General features: G+C 74.1%; 15 protein-coding genes. 4 read left to right on the plus strand and 11 right to left on the minus strand.

Features of this window, described 5'->3' with window-relative positions:
* Window positions 1–113 precede the first annotated feature (113 nt).
* The 4 genes from N8I86_RS32685 to N8I86_RS32700 form a co-directional block, all read right to left on the minus strand.
* A complete protein-coding gene (locus tag N8I86_RS32685) occupies window positions 114–1,088 on the minus strand; it encodes a pyridoxal-phosphate dependent enzyme (RefSeq protein WP_263279402.1) in 975 nt (324 codons plus the stop codon).
* A 79-nt stretch (window positions 1,089–1,167) separates the two neighbouring features.
* Window positions 1,168–2,001, minus strand: a complete 834-nt coding sequence (locus N8I86_RS32690) for a class II glutamine amidotransferase (protein WP_073891082.1) — start codon at window positions 1,999–2,001, stop codon at window positions 1,168–1,170.
* Window positions 2,002–2,178: 177 nt separating this feature from the next.
* Window positions 2,179–3,474, minus strand: a complete 1,296-nt coding sequence (locus N8I86_RS32695) for a vWA domain-containing protein (protein WP_263280187.1) — start codon at window positions 3,472–3,474, stop codon at window positions 2,179–2,181.
* Window positions 3,475–3,527: 53 nt separating this feature from the next.
* Window positions 3,528–4,385, minus strand: a complete 858-nt coding sequence (locus tag N8I86_RS32700) for an AAA family ATPase (RefSeq protein WP_263279403.1) — start codon at window positions 4,383–4,385, stop codon at window positions 3,528–3,530.
* 198 nt (window positions 4,386–4,583) lie between these two features.
* Here N8I86_RS32700 and N8I86_RS32705 point away from each other — a divergent pair, with 198 nt between their 5' ends.
* From N8I86_RS32705 to N8I86_RS32720, 4 genes are all read left to right on the plus strand, one after another.
* On the plus strand, window positions 4,584–5,156 hold the full coding sequence (locus N8I86_RS32705) for a TetR/AcrR family transcriptional regulator (protein WP_123440540.1): 573 nt from the start codon (window positions 4,584–4,586) through the stop codon (window positions 5,154–5,156).
* Window positions 5,157–5,238: 82 nt separating this feature from the next.
* Entirely contained in the window at window positions 5,239–5,919 is a 681-nt protein-coding gene (locus tag N8I86_RS32710) for an ABC transporter permease (protein ID WP_073891075.1), read from the plus strand.
* On the plus strand, window positions 5,916–6,587 hold the full coding sequence (locus N8I86_RS32715; RefSeq protein ID WP_263279404.1) for an ABC transporter permease: 672 nt from the start codon (window positions 5,916–5,918) through the stop codon (window positions 6,585–6,587). Before N8I86_RS32710 ends, N8I86_RS32715 begins: the two co-directional genes overlap by 4 nt.
* Window positions 6,584–7,522 (plus strand): ABC transporter substrate-binding protein, encoded by a 939-nt coding sequence (locus N8I86_RS32720; RefSeq protein WP_073892074.1) that lies wholly within the window; start codon window positions 6,584–6,586, stop codon window positions 7,520–7,522. The genes N8I86_RS32715 and N8I86_RS32720 overlap by 4 nt, the downstream gene beginning before the upstream one ends.
* A gap of 6 nt (window positions 7,523–7,528) precedes the next feature.
* Here N8I86_RS32720 and N8I86_RS32725 read toward each other — a convergent pair whose 3' ends face one another.
* From N8I86_RS32725 to rhaI, 7 genes are all read right to left on the minus strand, one after another.
* Window positions 7,529–8,683 (minus strand): betaine/proline/choline family ABC transporter ATP-binding protein, encoded by a 1,155-nt coding sequence (locus N8I86_RS32725; protein ID WP_073891072.1) that lies wholly within the window; start codon window positions 8,681–8,683, stop codon window positions 7,529–7,531.
* A gap of 89 nt (window positions 8,684–8,772) precedes the next feature.
* Window positions 8,773–9,414, minus strand: coding sequence for a LutC/YkgG family protein (locus N8I86_RS32730; RefSeq protein ID WP_263279405.1), 642 nt, complete (start codon window positions 9,412–9,414; stop codon window positions 8,773–8,775).
* The gene (locus tag N8I86_RS32735) at window positions 9,411–10,898 is read right to left on the minus strand and encodes a lactate utilization protein B (protein WP_073891069.1); all 1,488 of its coding nucleotides are present in this window, start codon (window positions 10,896–10,898) and stop codon (window positions 9,411–9,413) included. Before N8I86_RS32735 ends, N8I86_RS32730 begins: the two co-directional genes overlap by 4 nt.
* Window positions 10,895–11,650: a (Fe-S)-binding protein gene (locus N8I86_RS32740; protein WP_263279406.1), complete on the minus strand. Its 756-nt coding sequence runs from the start codon at window positions 11,648–11,650 to the stop codon at window positions 10,895–10,897. Before N8I86_RS32740 ends, N8I86_RS32735 begins: the two co-directional genes overlap by 4 nt.
* Window positions 11,651–11,721: 71 nt before the next feature.
* Window positions 11,722–13,191: a rhamnulokinase gene (locus tag N8I86_RS32745; RefSeq protein ID WP_263279407.1), complete on the minus strand. Its 1,470-nt coding sequence runs from the start codon at window positions 13,189–13,191 to the stop codon at window positions 11,722–11,724.
* A complete protein-coding gene (locus N8I86_RS32750) occupies window positions 13,188–15,227 on the minus strand; it encodes a bifunctional rhamnulose-1-phosphate aldolase/short-chain dehydrogenase (RefSeq protein ID WP_073892071.1) in 2,040 nt (679 codons plus the stop codon). Before N8I86_RS32750 ends, N8I86_RS32745 begins: the two co-directional genes overlap by 4 nt.
* Window positions 15,228–15,345: 118 nt before the next feature.
* Window positions 15,346–16,506, minus strand: a complete 1,161-nt coding sequence (gene rhaI, locus N8I86_RS32755) for an L-rhamnose isomerase (RefSeq protein WP_263279408.1) — start codon at window positions 16,504–16,506, stop codon at window positions 15,346–15,348.
* Window positions 16,507–16,513 lie beyond the last annotated feature (7 nt).

Raw genomic sequence — 16,513 nt, forward strand, 5'->3', positions numbered from 1 at the left:
CTCCCCCCTGCCGTCTACGGGCAGGCTACGGCGGCGTTCCCCGGCCGCACATCGGGGAAGAGCCGTAGTCCCGGGGGAGGACGACGGCCCTTGTGTGTAAGGGGCCGACGGCGTCAGCCGCCGTGGCCGACGGCACCCTCCTCGGCGAACGCGACGGCGTCCGCGTGGCCGAAGAGACCGGGAAGTCCGCCGGTGTGCACGAACACGGTCTTCTCGCCCGGCCGTACACCGCCGTCCCGGACGGCGGCGGCCAGCCCGGCCAGGGCACGTCCCGTGTAGGTGGGGTCGAGGACGATCCCCTCGGTGCGGGCGGCCAGCCGGAGGGCCTCGGCCACCGGACCGGTCAGCGCCGCGTATCCGCTGCCCACCTGGTCCCGGCGCACCCGCAGCCGGTCCGCGGTGACCTCCTCGCCGGTGTGCGCGCCCGCGAACTCCACCACGGCCGCCGCCGGGTCGGCCAGCGCGCCGACGTCCACGCCCAGCACCGAGCCGCTACCCAGGGCCGCGACCAGCCCGGCCATGGTGCCGCCCGAGCCGAGCGCCACCACCGCGGTCCGCAGCCCGGGCACCTGCTCGCGCAGTTCCTCGCCGCAGCGCACGTAGCCGCGGGCGCCCAGGACACTGGAACCGCCGAACGGGATCAGCGCGGGGCGGGCACCGGCCGTCCGCAGCGCGGCGCAGACCTCCGCGGCCGCCGCGTCCAGCCCCGCCCGGTCCACCTCCCCGGCCCAGACCAGCCGCGCCCCGAACAGCCCGTCCAGGGCGAGGTTCCCCGACCGGGAGACGCCCGGCGAGCCGCGCAGCACGAGGACGACGTCGCGCCCGAGACGGGCGCCGGCCGCGGCGGTCAGCCGCGCGTGGTTGCTCTGCGGGGCACCGGTCGTCACGAGCGTATCCGCGTCCTCGGCGAGGGCCGCGCCGAGCGTCCACTCCAGCTTGCGGATCTTGTTCCCGCCGCCGCCGAGGCCCGTCAGGTCGTCCCGTTTGATCCACAGGTCGTCCGGGCCGAGCCCGAGTGCGGCGGCGAGCCGGGGCGCCGGCTCGACGGGGGTGGGGAACGTGCCGAGTGGCACGGGCAGCTGGCTCATCCGGAAGGTCCTCGTCAGCGGGCGAACGGGCCACCAGTCGATCACACCGGCGGTCCCGCGGCACACCCCCGGAGGACGGTCATACGTCCCGCGGGGCGAACTCGCTCAGATAGTCCCCCTGCGGCCGGATGACGCCGTAGCTGCTCTCCGGCACCTCGTTCCAGGCGCCGGGCAGGTCGCCCAGGGGTTCCGACACGACCAGCCGGGTCTCGTCGGAGACGTCCCGCAGGAAGTCGACGTCCGGGTGCAGCGCGCGCAGGTCACCGATCCTGGAGCTGTAGTAGAGCGAGCGCGCCGGGCCCCGGCTGGCGTACCGGAACGCCCACAGTCCCTCCCCGTCGGCCACGGCGAGCGTCATCTGGACCGGATCGGGCACCCCGTGCTCCCGTCCGACGCGTTCCACGAGGCCCGTCATCCGGGCGACGGCGCCCGGCGGGTCGTCGTCGAGTCCGAAGGTGAGCGCCAGATGGAACATCACCTCCGAGTCCGTGGAGCCCTCGATCGACAAGAACAGGCCCGGATCGACCGCGAGGACGAGGTCGCGGCGCAGTTCGTGGAACCCGGCGATCGCGCCGTTGTGCATCCACATCCAGCGGCCGTGGCGGAAGGGGTGGCAGTTCGTCTGCTGCACGGCCGTCCCGGTGGACGCCCTGACATGGGCGAAGAACAGCGGCGAGCGGACGTGACCGGCGATCTCCCGCAGGTTGCGGTTGCTCCAGGCCGGGCCGATGTCGTGGAACACGGCCGGGGTGTCGGTGTGCTCCTCGTACCAGCCGATGCCGAAGCCGTCCCCGTTGGTCGTCTCCACACCCATGCGCGCGTGCAGGCTCTGGTCGATCAGGGAGTGCTTCGGCCGGTACAGGACCTCGTCCAGCAGGACGGACGTACCCGAGTAGGCGAGCCATCGGCACATGGGAGGGCCTTCCGGTGCGGGACGGGCGCTGCCCCGCCACCGTAGGGTGCCGGCGGATCGCTGTGCTCACCCGCCGGGGGTGAGGCCACCGGTGAGCCCTCGGCCGGGCTGGGCGTGCGGCCGGGCCGGCCGAGGCCGGTCCGCCGACGAGGCGCCCGCGCGCCGGGCCCCGCGGCGTCAGGCCGGCAGCAGCCGTTCCGCCAGCGCGCCCAGCTGCCGGGCCGTGCGGCACTCGTGCATCTCGACCAGTTCGGCGTACGCCGGTGCCGCCGAGTCGCCGGTGCCCCACTGAGCCCGCGACTCCGGGTTCAGCCAGCACACGCGCCGGGCCCGGCCGGCCAGCTCGCGCACGGCGGCCAGGTTGGGGTCGCTCATGTTCGTCCGGGCGTCCCCGAGGACGAACACCGTCGTGCGCGGGCCGACCGCGTCGCCGTACCGTTCGGTGAACTCGCCCAGGGCCACGCCGTAGTCACTGCTGCCGTGCCAGCCGGTCAGCGTGGCCTCCGCGCGGATGCGGGCGCCGAGGCCGTCGGGGTCGGCGCGGCCGTGGTCGAGGAGGCCGGTCACCTCGTCGAGCCGGTTGACGAAGGCGAACACGCGGACCTTGCTGAACTGGTCGTGCAGCGCCTGCACCAGCAGCATCGTGAAGTCGGAGAAGCCCGACACCGAGCCCGACACGTCGCAGAGCAGGACCAGTTCGGGCCGGCCGGGACGGCGCCGGCGCAGCACGGGCCGCATCGGCACCCCACCGGTGGACAGCGAGGAGCGCAGGGTGCGGCGCAGGTCGATCGTGCCGCGCGCGGCCCTGCGGCGGCGGGCGGCGAGCCGGGTGGCCAGCTTGCGCGCGAGCGGCCGTACGGCCCTGCGCAGTTCGGCCAGTTGGTCCCGGTTCGCGAACAGGAAGTCCACCCGGTCCGAGGTCGGCCGGACTCCGCGCCGCGCGATCTCGTCGCGGCCGCGCCGCTCGGCGACCCGGCGCCGCGCCTCCGCCCCGACCATCCGCCGGAACTCCTCGATGCGCTGCCGGATCTCGTCGTCCAGCAGCCGGTCCGCGAACCCCGAGCCGTTCCCGTCGCGGCCCCGGACGTCGGCCCGCACCCGCGCCAGCAGGGTCTGCGGACGCAGCCGTTCCAGGGTCTGGTACGCCGACCAGCCGTCGGACTCCGGCGAACTGCCGTACCCGCCCAGTCCGTCGACCGCCTCCGCCGCCAGCCGGGCCATCAGCGCCCGGTCGTCGGCGGCCAGCGCCTCGGCCAGCCGGTCGCGCAGCGCCTCGCGGTCCGCGGGGGCGCCGTCCGGACCGCCCACCCCGCGCGGGAAGTACAGGTCGAAGACCGGGTCGAACACCGCCCGTTGCCCCGGTCCGTGCAGCAGTGTCGCGGCCAGTCCCTCGCGCAGCAGCTCCCGGTCCGCGAACCCCAGCGCCTCGGCCGCCCGGGCCGCGTCCACGGTCTCGCCGGTGCCGATCCGCATCCCGTGTCCGCGCAGCGCGCCGACCAGCCCGGTGATCCGTTCGGCGGCACCGGTCACAGCGCGTCCAGGTCGAGCTTCGCGGCCGCCTTCAGGATGTCGTCCTGATGCTTGAGGATCACGCCGAGACTGTCCCGTACGACCGTCTCGTCCAGGGTGCCCGCGCCCAGGGCCAGCAGGGTCCGCGCCCAGTCCACGGTCTCCGCGACGGACGGCGGCTTGCGCAGGTCCATGGCGCGCAGCGCCCCGACGACCCGGACCACCGAAGCGGTCAGCGCCTCGCCGAGACCCGGCACCTTCAGCCGTACGATCCGCCGCTCCAGCTCCTCCTCCGGGAACCCGATGTGCAGGAACAGGCAGCGGCGGCGCAGTGCCTCGGACAGTTCGCGGCCGGCGTTGGAGGTGAGGACGACGAAGGGGCGGCGGGTCGCGGTGACCGTACCCAGCTCGGGGACGGTGATCTGGAAGTCGCTGAGCACCTCCAGCAGCAGGCCCTCCATCTCGACGTCGGCCTTGTCGGTCTCGTCGATGAGCAGCACCGTCGGCTCGTCGCCGCGGATGGCGGTCAGCAGCGGGCGGGGGAGCAGGAACTCCTCGCTGAAGATGTCCGTGCGGGTCTCGTCCCAGCTCTCGTCGCGGCCGGCGCTGATCCGCAGCAGCTGCTTGGCGTGGTTCCACTCGTACAGCGCGCGGGACTCGTCCACGCCCTCGTAGCACTGCAGGCGCACCAGCCGGGCCGCGGCCACCTGGGCGACGGCCTTGGCCAGCTCGGTCTTGCCCACCCCGGCGGGGCCCTCCACCAGCAGCGGCTTGCCCAGGCGGTCGGCGAGGAAGACGGTCGTGGCCACGGCGGGGGAGGCGAGGTAGCCGGTCTCGGCGAGGCGGGCGGCGACGTCGTCGACGGACGTGAACAACGGGGCCTCCGGCGGGGTCGGGGGTGCGGGTCCGCACTGCTCCGGCCGTCCGTTCGGACGGCCGCCCTACTATCTAAGCGCTTGTTCAGTGCTCCTGTCACGCGGAATCCGCGAGGCTCGGCGGCCATTGCGGTCGCGGCGCCGAGCGGAATACACCGATCGGTTTCCTTTCGTCCGCGGCGCGGTTACTCTCGCTGCATGGCCTCCACCGACAAGCTCTCCCCGCGGGACCGGCTGCTCGACGCCGCGGCCCGGCTGTCCTACCGCGACGGTGTCTCCGTCGGCGTCGAGGCCCTGTGCCGGGAGGCCGGCGTCTCCAAGCGGTCCATGTACCAGCTCTTCGACAGCAAGGACGAGATGCTGGCCGCGAGCCTGGAGCGGCGGATCCCCTGGTACGAGGCCCGCTTCAGCCACCCCGACGCGGCGGCCGCGTCCCCCCGCGAGCGCATCCTGTACGTGTTCCAGCGGCTGGAGAAGGCCTCCGTCGAGACGGACTACCACGGCTGCCCGTATCTGGCTGCCCTGGTCGAGCTGAAGGACCCCGGGCACCCGGCGAGCCTGGTCGCCCGCGGGGTCAAGGAGCGCCTGGCGCGAACGTTCCGCGCCGAGGCCGAGCGCGGCGGCGCCCGCGACCCCGAACGACTCGCCAGGCAGCTGGTCCTCGTCTTCGACGGCGCCAGCGCGCGGGCCGGCGCCGGCGTCGAGAACCTGGCGGACGGCCTCGCGACCTCCACGGCGACGGCCCTGCTCGACGCGGCCGGCCTGGCGTGAGCCACCAGCGACCCTGACGGGGCCCACCTGTACGGGTCACCCCAACGCGACGAGGCGGCCGGCCGGCCGGTGGAATGGTGGCGTGACCGCGCCTCCCGACGACTGTCTCGCGCGCAACGAGTGGATCTGCGGCGCCTATGTGCGGACCCGCCGCGAGGTCCTGCTCGACGCGGTCCTCCAGCACCTCCAGCTGACCGTGGTGTCCGTCCTCCTCGCCCTGGTCGTCGCCGTGCCGCTCGCGGTGCTGGCCCGCCGCTGGGGCTGGGCGGCCGGACCGGTGCTCGCCCTGACCACGATCCTCTACACCATCCCCTCCCTGGCGATGTTCTCCCTGCTCCTGCCCCTCTACGGCCTCTCCGCCGGCCTCGTCGTCGCCGGGCTGGTGCTGTACTCGCTCACCCTGCTCGTCCGGAACCTCCTCGCCGGCCTGCGCGCGGTCCCGGAGGAGACCCGGCAGGCCGCCCGCGGCCTCGGCTTCGGCCCCGTCCGGCTCCTGCTCACCGTGGAACTCCCCCTCGCGCTGCCCGCCGCGATGGCCGGGCTGCGCATCGCGACCGTCTCCGCGGTGTCCCTGGTCACCGTCGGCGCGATCGTCGGCTTCGGCGGCCTGGGCAACCTCATCTACTCCGGGATGAACACCTACTTCAAGGCGCAGGTCCTCACCGCGTCCGTGCTGTGCGTGGTGATCGCCGTCGCCGCCGACCTGCTCCTGCTGGGCGTGCAGTGGCTGATCACCCCCTGGGCGAGAGCGGCCCGCGGATGAGCACCCTCGGCGCCACCTGGGACTGGCTCACCGACCCCGCCCACTGGTCCGGCCCCGACGGCGTCCGGCACCGGCTGCTCCAGCACCTGCTGCTGACCGTCGTGTGCCTGCTCGTCAGCTGCCTGATCGCGCTGCCCGTCGCCCTGGTCCTCGGCCACCTCGGCAGGGGCGGCACCCTCGCCGTGAACATCTCCAACGTCGGCCGCGCCGTCCCCACCTTCGCCGTCCTCGTCCTGCTGCTCCTCACCCCGGTAGGGAACTGGGGCGAGGGCCCCACGGTCGTCGCCCTCGTGCTGTTCGCCGTGCCGCCGCTGCTCACCAACGCCTACGTCGGCATGCGCGAGGTCGACCGCGACGTGGTCCGCGCCGCCCGCGGCATGGGGATGACCGGGCGGCAGACGCTGTTCCGGGTGGAACTCCCCCTCGCGCTGCCCATGGTCATGAACGGCGTGCGGATCGCCGCCGTCCAGCTCGTCGCCACCGCCACCATCGCGGCGCTCGCGGGCGGCGGCGGCCTCGGCCGGATCATCACGGCCGGCTTCAACCTCGCCAGCACCCCCCAGGTGGTGGCCGGCGCCCTGCTCGTCGCCGCCCTCGCCCTGGTCGTCGAGGCGGTCTTCGAGATCGCGGAACGGACCGCACCGGCGTGGGCCAGGAGCGGCCGGTGAGAGGCCGCGCCGCCCTGGCGGCCGTCCTGCTCGGCCTCACCGCCTGCACCACCGGCCCCTCCCTGGAGAACCGGGGCCAGGTCACCGCACCGCCCGGCGACAGCCGCCACCTGACCATCGGCTCCGCCGGCTTCACCGAGAGCGACCTGCTCGCCCAGATGTACGCCCAGCTGCTGGACCGGGCGGGCTACCGCACGTCCGTCCTGACGGTCGCCAACCGGGAGCTGTACGAACCGGCCCTGGAGTCCGGCCAGATCGACGTCGTCCCCGAGTACGCGGCCACCTTCGCCGACTGGCTGAACGCGAAGGAGCACGGCGCCCACGCGCCCCCGGCCGGCTCGCCCGACCTCGCCACCACGATGAAGGCCCTGCGCGCCCTCGCCACGCCCCGCGGCCTCACCGTGCTGTCCCCGGGCCGGGCCGTGGACCAGAACGCCTTCGCGGTCAGCGCCGACTACGCCCGCGCGCACCGGCTGAGGACGCTCAGCGACCTCGGCGCCTCGGGCCTGAAGGTACGGCTCGCGGCGGGCGACGAATGCGTGCAGCGGCCGTACTGCGCACCGGGACTGAAGAAGGTGTACGGCATCGACGTCACCGGGGTCGACCCCAAGGGCGTCGGCACCACCCAGGCCAAGCGCGCCGTGCAGGACGGCCGGGACCAGATGGTGCTGACCACCACCACCGACGCCACGCTCGGCCAGTTCGGGCTGGTCCTCCTCGCCGACGACAAGCACCTGCAGAACGCCGACTACGTGGTGCCGGTCGTCAACCGCTCCCGCGCGGGCGGCCCCGGCGTCGCCAGGGCGCTCGGCAGGCTCGACGACGTCCTGACCACCGCCGACCTGGCCCGCCTGAACGAACAGGTCGACAGCTGGCGGCGGCTGCCCGCCGACGTGGCGCGCGCCTACCTGACGGACAAGGGGCTGCTGAAGTAGCCGGCGTCAGGCGTCCGACACCGAGTCGAACGGCACCTGCCCCCGCGCCACGCCCCGCGCGTCCGCGTCCACCGAACGGCGCAGCGCCTCGTGCAGCTTCGCCGGGGTCAGCACCCCGAGGAACCGCGCGCCGTCCAGCACGGCCACCCACCCGGCGTCGTGCTGGAGCATCACCCCGAACGCCTGCTTCAGCGGTGCGCCCACCGGCACCCAGGCGGTCATCCGGTGGGCGAGGTCCCCGACCGTGCCGCCCGCCGCCAGTTCGTCGATGCCGGCCCAGCCGTGCAGGTCGCCCCGCCCGTCCAGGACGACCGCCCACCGGGCGCCCTCCGCCCGCAGCCGCTCCGCCGCCCGCCCGGCGGGCTCGTCCGGACGGGCCACCGGGGGCTGCTGCAGATCGTCCGGCTCGATCGCGGTGACCGACAGCCGCTTCAGGCCCCGGTCCGCGCCCACGAAGGAGGCGACGTACGGCGTCGCGGGCGCCCCCAGCACCGCACCGGGGGTGTCGAACTGCTCGATGCGGCCCTGCCCGTACACGGCGATGCGGTCGCCGAGCCGGACGGCCTCCTCGATGTCGTGGGTGACCAGCAGGACCGTCTTGCGCACGGCGGACTGCATCCGCAGGAACTCGTCCTGCAACTGCTCGCGCACCACCGGGTCCACCGCGCCGAACGGCTCGTCCATCAGCAGCACCGGTGGATCCGCCGCCAGCGCCCGTGCCACCCCGACCCGCTGCCGCTGCCCGCCGGAGAGCTGCTCCGGGTAGCGCGGCCCGTACGTCTTCGGGTCGAGACCGACCAGGTCGAGCAGCTCCGCCGCGCGGGCCCGGGCCCGCGTCCGCTTCCAGCCGAGCAGGGCGGGCACGGTCGCGGTGTTGTCCAGCACCGTGCGGTGCGGGAACAGGCCGACCTGCTGGATGACGTACCCGATGCGGCGGCGCAGCCGCACCGGGTCGACGGCCGCGATGTCCTCGCCGCCGACGAGGATGCGGCCCGAGGTCGGCTCGATGAGCCGGTTCACCATCATCATGGTGGTCGTCTTGCCGCAGCCCGAGGGGCCGACGAGCGTGACGAGTTCGCCCTTTGCCACCTCGAAGGAGAGGTCGTCCACGGCCGTCGTACCGTCCGGGTACCGCTTGGTGACCTGCTCGAACCGGATCATCCCCTCACGCTACGGCGGGGCCGTCCGGGCGTCATCCGGCCGTGACCCGAGTGGCGGACACCGGCACCGGGCGATCACCGGCCGTCCCGTCAGCCGAGCAGGATCACCTCCAGGGTGCGCGGGCCGTGCACGCCCTCCACCCGGTCCAGCTCGATGTCACTGGTGGCCGACGGGCCGGAGATCCACGTCAACGGGCGTACCGGGTCGAGCCGTTCGAGGGCCTGCGGAACGGAGGCGACGACCTGGTCGGGCACCCTGACCACACAGATGTGGTGGTCCGGGATCAGCGAGATCCGGCGCCGGCCCTGGCCGGGGGAGCCGTCCAGGACGATCGTGCCGGTCTCGGCGACGGCCACGGCACACCCGGTCACCACGCTGCCCACCCGGTCCAGCCGGTGCGGGGTGTCCGCCGCCCGGTCGTGGATCCGCACCGGGTCCGCCGCCGCCAGCCACCCGGGCGGCAGCCCCGGCGGCACCAGCACCTCCTCGGAGCCGCGCGCGGCCAGCAGCCGCATCACCAGCAGCGGCAGCTCCTCCTCGTCCGAGCGGTGCACGATCGCCCGGTAGTCCGCCAGGTTCTCGGCGAGCAGCTCCACCGTCTCCTCGGCCGTGCGCTCCCCGTGCTCGCGCGCGTAGTCCCGCGCCACGGCACTCTCGTACGGCTCCTCGTCGGGAGGGACGTCGGCGAGCGCCCGCCGCACCCGGCCCAGGATCCGTTCCCTGCTGCTCACTTGACCTCGTCCTTTCCGCCGCGGGTCCGCTGCCACCAGTCCCGGAACGGCTCGGCGGGCACCGCCGGCAGATCCCGGCTGCCGCTCCACGCCCGGCCCGGACCCGGCAGGGTACGGGGGTGCAGCCGGCGGGTGCGGGAGGCGAGCCGCTGGCCGGTGCGCAGGGCGCCGGGGTGGGCGAACGCCCAGCGCGCGGCCCGCATGGCCGCCCGTTCCGCCGCGTGCCCCCTGGCCGGCTTGAGCACGACCCGGTTGCCCTCCCGGACCGCCGGTCCGCCCTCCACCACCCGCTCCCGCAGGTGCACCAGCACCTCGGGGATGTCGATGGCGACCGGGCAGACGTCGTAGCAGGCCCCGCACAGGGACGAGGCGTAGGGCAGCGAGGCGTCGATCTCGCTGGCCGTGCCGCGCAGTTGGGGGCTGAGGATGGCACCGATCGGGCCCGGGTAGACCGAACCGTAGGCGTGGCCGCCGGCCCGCTCGTAGACCGGGCACACGTTGAGGCAGGCCGAGCAGCGGATGCAGCGCAGGGCCTGGCGGCCGACGGTGTCGGCGAGGGTGTCGGTGCGCCCGTTGTCGAGGAGCACCAGGTGGAAGGTGTCCGGCCCGTCGCCGTCGGTGGTGCCGGTCCACATGCTCGTGTACGGGTTCATGCGCTCGGCGGTGGAGGAGCGCGGCAGCGTCTGGAGGAAGACCTCCAGGTCCCGCCAGGTGGGCACCACCTTCTCGATGCCGACGACCGAGATCAGCGTCTCGGGCAGGGTCAGGCACATCCGGCCGTTGCCCTCGGACTCCACCACGACGAGCGTGCCGGTCTCGGCGACCATGAAGTTCGCGCCGGAGACGCCGACCTTCGCGCGCAGGAACTTCTCCCGCAGGTGCAGCCGGGCGGCCTCGGCGAGTTCGGCGGGCGTGTCCGTCAGGCCCTCGGGCGCCGGACGGCCCCACTCGCCCATCTCGCTCGCGAAGATGTCCCGGATCTCACCCCGGTTGCGGTGGATCGCCGGCACCAGGATGTGCGAGGGACGGTCCTTGCCCAACTGGACGATCAGCTCGGCGAGATCGGTCTCGTAGGCGCGGATGCCCTCGGCCTCCAGGGCCTCGTTCAGCCCGATCTCCTGCGTGGCCATCGACTTGACCTTGACGACCTCCGACTCGCCGGTCGCCCTGACCAGCCCGGCCACGATCCGGTTGGCCTCCTCGGCGTCGGCGGCCCAGTGGACCGTACCGCCCGCCGCCGTCACCGACTCCTCCAGCCGCACCAGGTACCGGTCGAGGTGGCGCAGCGTGTGGTCCTTGATCCGGCGGCCCGCCTCCCGCAGTTCGGCCCAGTCGGACAACTCGCCCACCGCCCGGGCGCGTTTGCTCCGGATGGTGTGGGTGGCGTGCCGCAGATTGCCCCGCAGGGTGGCATCGCGCACGGCCTCGCGCGCGGCCTCGGGAAAGGCGGGAAACGCGGGCATGCCGACGAACGTCGCGCTCATACGGCCGGTTCCTCCTTCGTGCTCGCCAGGATCTCCGCGATGTGGACCGGCCGCATGCCGGTCCCCAGCCGGCTCATCGTGCCGCCGATGTGCATCAGACAGGAGTTGTCGGCCGCGCACAGCACGTCCGCGCCCGTCGACTCGGCGTAGCGCACCTTGTCCGCGCCCATCGCCGCCGACACCTCGGCGTTCTTCACCGCGAACGTGCCGCCGAACCCGCAGCACTCCTCGGCCCCCGGCAGCTCCACCAGTTCCAGACCCCCGACCGCCGTCAGCAGCCGCCGGGGCCGGTCGCCGAGCCGGAGCCCGCGCAACCCGTGGCAGGTGGGGTGGTAGGTGACCCGGTGCGGGTAGTACGCCCCCACGTCCGTCACCCCCAGCACGTCCACCAGGAACTCCGTCAGCTCGTACGTCTTCGGCACCACCGGGGCCAGGGTCGCGGCCAGCGCGTCCCCGCGGCCCTCCGCGCGTGCCCGCTCGCCCATCCGCGGGTACAGCTCCCGCACCATCGCCCCGCAGGACCCCGAGGGGGTCACGATCGCCTCGTAGTCCCCGAAGACCTCGGCGAAGTGCCGGGCGAGCGGCTCCGCGCCGTGCCGGTAGCCGGTGTTGTAGTGGGCCTGCCCGCAGCAGGTCTGGCCCATCGGGAAGTCGACGTCGACGCCCAGCCTGGTCAGCAGTCTCACCACGGCGCGGCCGGTGTCCGGATAGAGCGTGTCGTTGACACAGGTCAGGAACAGGGCGACACGCATCGCGGCTCCTCGGGTTCGGTCGTCGGACGAGTGCAGGGTAGTGGGCGGGTACCGCCCGCCGGAGAGCGCTGTCACCGCGCGGCGAGCCGCGCCTCGGCCTCGCGCCAGCGGGCGCCGTTCCCGCGCGGCGCGTACCGGGTCGGCGGCAGGGTGCGGACGAGCAGCCGGCGCATGTCGGCGAGATCGCCGACCAGACCGTGCGCCCGGGCCTGGACGAGGACGTTGCCCAGGGCGGCCGCCTCCGCCGGACCCGCCACCACGGGCAGTCCGCAGGCGTCGGCCGTCAGCTGGCAGAGCAGCGCGTTGCGGGTGCCACCGCCCACCACGTGCACCACGTCCACGGGATGCCCGGCGAGCCGCTGGGCGTCCGCGACGGCCCGCCGGTGCGCCAGTGCCAGCGAGTCGAGGATGCACCGCGTGGTCTCCGCGCGGGTGCCGGGCACGGGCTGCCCCGTCGCCCGGCAGGCCTCGGCGATCCGCTCCGGCATCCGCCCCGGTGCCAGGAACGCCTCGTCCCCCGCGTCCACCACCGAACGCAGCGCCGGCACGGCGGCGGCCGCCCTCAGCAGCACGTCCAGATCCGGCTCGCCCCAGGCCCGTACGCACTCCTGGAGCAGCCAGAGGCCCATGATGTTGCGCAGGTACCGGACGGTGCCGTCCAGCCCCAGCTCGTTGGTGAAGTTGGCGGCCCGGCTCTCCTCGGTGAGCACCGGCGCGGTCAGCTCCAGCCCGGCCAGCGACCAGGTGCCGGTGCAGATGTAGGCGAAGCGCTCGCCGGTGGCGGGGACGGCGGCCACCGCGGAGGCGGTGTCGTGCGAGGCGACGGCCGTCACCGGCACCGGACCGGCGAGGCCCGTCTCCTCCAGCACCTCCGGGCGCAGCCGCCCCGCCGGATCGCCCGGCTGCCGCAGCGGCGGGAACAGGCCGAGGTCGACGCCCAGCCGCCCGGCGACCCCGTGCGCCCACGTCCGGGTGCGGGGATCGATCAGCTGGGTGGTCGAGGCGTTGGTCAGCTCGGTCCCCTGCTCCCCGGTGAGCCAGTACGTGAGCAGGTCGGGGACGAGCAACGCCCGTGCCGCCCGGGCGAACTGGACGGTCGGGCGGGCGGCCACGAGCTGGTACAGGGTGTTGAAGGGGGCGTACTGCAGACCGGTGGCCGCGTACAGCTCCGCGGCCGGCACGGTCGCCCACACCTGCTCGGCGACGCCTTCCGTGCGGGCGTCGCGGTAGTGCACCGGGTTGCCCAGCAGGGCCCCGTCGGCGTCCAGCAGACCGTGGTCGACGGCCCAGCCGTCGATGCCGACCGAAGCGAGCCGCCCGCCGCTGCGGGTCCCCGCCGCCCGCAGCCCGTCGAGCACGCCCCGGTGGAGCGCGAGGATGTCCCAGCGCAGCCCTTCCGGGAGGCGCACCGGCCGGTTCGGGAACCGGTGCACCTCGCTCAGCTCCAGCGAGTCCGGGCCCACCCGGCCGACCATCACCCGGCCGCTGGACGCTCCGAGATCGACCGCGGCGTACGCCCGCACGCCCGCGTCCGCGCTCATCGCAGGAACGCGGCCGCCACACCCGCGTCGACCGGGATGTGCAGCCCGGTGGTGTGCGTGAGCTCGCCGCCCGTGAGCGCGAACACCGCGTTGGCGACGTGCTCGGGCAGCACCTCCCGCCTGAGGATCGTGCGCCGGGCGTAGAACTCGCCGAGCTCCTCCTCCGGCACCCCGTACACGGCGGCCCGCTGGGCGCCCCAGCCGCCCGCGAAGATCCCGGAACCGCGCACCACACCGTCCGGGTTGACGCCGTTGACGCGGATGCCGTGCTCGCCCAGCTCCGCGGCGAGGAGCCGCACCTGATGGGCCTGGTCGGCCTTGGTGGCCGAGTAGGCGATGTTGTTCGGCCCGGCGAACACGGCGTTCTTGGACGCGATGTAGACGATGTCGCCGCCCAGCCCTTGCGCGGTCATCACCCGGGCCGCCTCCCGCGACACGAGGAAGGATCCGCGGGCCATGATGTCGTGCTGGAGGTCCCAGTCCCGGGCGGTGGTCTCCAGCAGCGGCTTGGAGATCGAGATCCCGGCGTTGTTCACGACGAGGTCGACCCCGCCGAAGGCGAGCACGGCCGCCCGGAACGCCTCGGCGATCTGTTCCTCCGACGTGACGTCCACCCGTACCGCGACCGCCGTGTCCGGCCCGCCGAGCTCCTCCGCGACCCGGGCCGCGCTGTCCGCGTCGAGGTCCGCCACCACCACGCAGGCGCCCTCGCCGGCCAGCCGGTGCGCGACGGCCCGCCCGATCCCGCTGCCCGCCCCCGTCACCAGGGCCACCCGGGTGGCCAGCGGCCTGGGCCGCGGCATCCGCCGCAGCTTGGCCTCCTCCAGCGCCCAGTACTCGATGCGGAACTTCTCCGACTCCTCGATCGGCGCGTACGACGACACCGCCTCCGCCCCGCGCATCACGTTGATCGCGTTGACGTAGAACTCGCCGGCCACGCGCGCGGTCTGCTTGTCCTTGCCGAAGGAGAACATGCCCACGCCCGGGACCAGCACGATCGCCGGGTCGGCGCCGCGCATGCCGGGGGAGTCGGGCAGTGCGTGCCGCCGGTAGTAGGCGGCGTACTCCTCGCGGTAGGCGCCGTGCAGTTCCGTCAGCCGTGCGAGGACCTCCTCCAGCGGCGCCGTGGGCGGCAGGTCGAGCACGAGCGGCCGGACCTTGGTGCGCAGGAAGTGGTCGGGGCAGGAGGTGCCCAGCGCGGCCAGGCGCGGGTGCTCGGCACGGGCCGTGAAGTCGAGGACGGCCGCCGAGTCGTCGAAGTGCCCGACCTGCGGCCTGTCCCGGGAGGCGAGGGCGCGGACGTACGGCGCGAGCGCGGCGGCGCGTTCGCGCCGCCCGGCCTCGGGCAGCGCCTCGTACCCCGCGATCACCGGTCCGAAGGGCTCCGCCTTCCCGCGCTCCGCCAGGAACGCCTCGGCGGTGCGGATGATGTGCAGGGAGTTGCGCTCGCACTCCTCGGAGCTGTCGCCCCACGCGGTGATCCCGTGTCCGCCGAGGACGCAGCCGACGGCCCGCGGGTTGGCCTTCCGGACGGCGGCGATGTCCAGGCCGAGCTGGAAGCCGGGCCGGCGCCACGGCACCCACACCACGCGGTCCCCGAAGCACTCGGCGGTCAGCTTCTCCCCGTCGGCGGCGCAGGCGAGCGCGATGCCGGAGTCCGGGTGCAGATGGTCCACGTGCGGGGCGTCCACCAGTCCGTGCATCGCGGTGTCGATGGAGGGCGCGGCCCCGCCCCTGCCGTGCAGGCAGTAGTCGAACGCGGCGACCATCTCGTCCTCGCGCTCGACACCGGGATAGACGTCCGCCAGGGCCCGCAGCCGGTCCAGCCGCAGCACGGCCAGCCCGGCCCCGGTCAGCGTGCCCAGGTCGCCGCCGGACCCCTTGACCCACATCAGCTCCACGTCACCACCGGTGACGGGGTCGGTGCCGGTGCCCTTGGCGGAGGCGTTCCCGCCGGCGTAGTTCGTGTTGCGGGGATCGGCACCGAGCCGATGGGACCGGGCGATCAGTGCGGCGGCCTCGGGATGTGTGGACAGGGTGGTCATGGACATTCCTCAGCTCCTCGGAAGACAGGGAGTTCGAAGGGGGCGCGGGGGGCCGGCGGCCGGAGACGTCCGGTGCGCGGCCCGGGCGACCGGGCGGCGGGGCGTACGCCTACGCGTCCCAGCCGGCCTGCCGCCCCCCGACCCGCTCGGCGACGACCTTCTCGGCCCACCCCGACCGCCGGTACGCGGCCAGCGGATCGGGGTCGCGCCCCATCTCCTCGCGCACCTGCCGCAGCAGGGGCCGCACATCGGTGTTGTACGCGTCCATCAGCACGGCGTTCGCGTCGAGCACGTCGCCCGCGGCCTGCGCCGCCGCCAGCGCCGACCGGTCCACCAGCAGCGCCTTGGCCGTCGCCTCCTGCACGTTCATCACCGAGCGGATGATCGCCGGGATCTTCGCCTCGATGTTGTGGCACTGGTCGAGCATGAACGCGACCCGCGCGGACAGCCCGCCGCCGCGCACCACCTCGTACATGATCCGGAACAGCTGGAAGGGGTCGGCGGCCCCCACCATCAGGTCGTCGTCGGCGTAGAACCGCGAGTTGAAGTCGAAGCCGCCGAGCCTCTCCTCCCGCAGCAGGGTCGCCACGATGAACTCGATGTTGGTGCCGGGTGCGTGGTGTCCGGTGTCGACGACGACCTGCGCCTTCGGCCCGAGCTTCAGGCAGTGCGCGTACGCCGTGCCCCAGTCCGGCACGTCCGTCGTGTAGAAGGCCGGCTCGAAGAACTTGTACTCCAGCAGCATCCGCTGCCCGTCGCCGAGCCGCGCGTACACCTCGGCCAGCCCCTCGGCGAGCCGGTCCTGCCGGGCGCGGATGTCGTCCTGGCCCGGATAGTTGGTGCCGTCCGCGAACCACAGCTTCAGATCGCGGGAGCCCGTGGCGTCCATGATGTCCACGCACTCCAGCAGGTGGCCGAGCGCCTTGCGGCGCACCGCGGCGTCCGGGTGGCAGATGCTGCCGAGCCGGTAGTCGTCGTCCTGGAAGGTGTTGGAGTTGACAGCGCCCAGCCGCACACCGCGCTCCTCGGCGTACTTCGCCAGCGCCGTGTAGTCGTCGACCCGGTCCCAGGGGATGTGCAGGGCGACGGTCGGGGCCACGCCGGTGAACTCGTGCACCTTGGCGGCGTCCTGGAGTTTCTCCTGGGCCGTGCGCGGCACGCCGGCCTGGGCGAACACCTTGAAACGGGTTCCCGAGTTCCCGTACGCCCACGACGGCGTCTCGACGGCCTGGGTCTTGAGCGCGGCCTTCACCGCGGCGAGGTCGGTCACTTCAGGG

Origin of the sequence: Streptomyces albidicamelliae, from assembly GCF_025642175.1 — a bacterium.
Taxonomy (GTDB): Bacteria; Actinomycetota; Actinomycetes; order Streptomycetales; family Streptomycetaceae; genus Streptomyces; species Streptomyces albidocamelliae.

What these genes read in the sequence shown, in the direction of transcription:
- N8I86_RS32685 (WP_263279402.1), bottom strand. Translation starts at nt 1,088, where the DNA reads ATGAGCCAGCTGCCCGTGCCACTCGGCACGTTCCCCACCCCCGTCGAG.
- N8I86_RS32690 (WP_073891082.1), bottom strand. Translation starts at nt 2,001, where the DNA reads ATGTGCCGATGGCTCGCCTACTCGGGTACGTCCGTCCTGCTGGACGAG.
- N8I86_RS32695 (WP_263280187.1), bottom strand. Translation starts at nt 3,474, where the DNA reads ATGCGGATCGGCACCGGCGAGACCGTGGACGCGGCCCGGGCGGCCGAG.
- N8I86_RS32705 (WP_123440540.1), top strand. Translation starts at nt 4,584, where the DNA reads ATGGCCTCCACCGACAAGCTCTCCCCGCGGGACCGGCTGCTCGACGCC.
- N8I86_RS32715 (WP_263279404.1), top strand. Translation starts at nt 5,916, where the DNA reads ATGAGCACCCTCGGCGCCACCTGGGACTGGCTCACCGACCCCGCCCAC.
- N8I86_RS32725 (WP_073891072.1), bottom strand. Translation starts at nt 8,683, where the DNA reads ATGATCCGGTTCGAGCAGGTCACCAAGCGGTACCCGGACGGTACGACG.
- N8I86_RS32735 (WP_073891069.1), bottom strand. Translation starts at nt 10,898, where the DNA reads ATGAGCGCGACGTTCGTCGGCATGCCCGCGTTTCCCGCCTTTCCCGAG.
- N8I86_RS32740 (WP_263279406.1), bottom strand. Translation starts at nt 11,650, where the DNA reads ATGCGTGTCGCCCTGTTCCTGACCTGTGTCAACGACACGCTCTATCCG.
- N8I86_RS32745 (WP_263279407.1), bottom strand. Translation starts at nt 13,191, where the DNA reads ATGAGCGCGGACGCGGGCGTGCGGGCGTACGCCGCGGTCGATCTCGGA.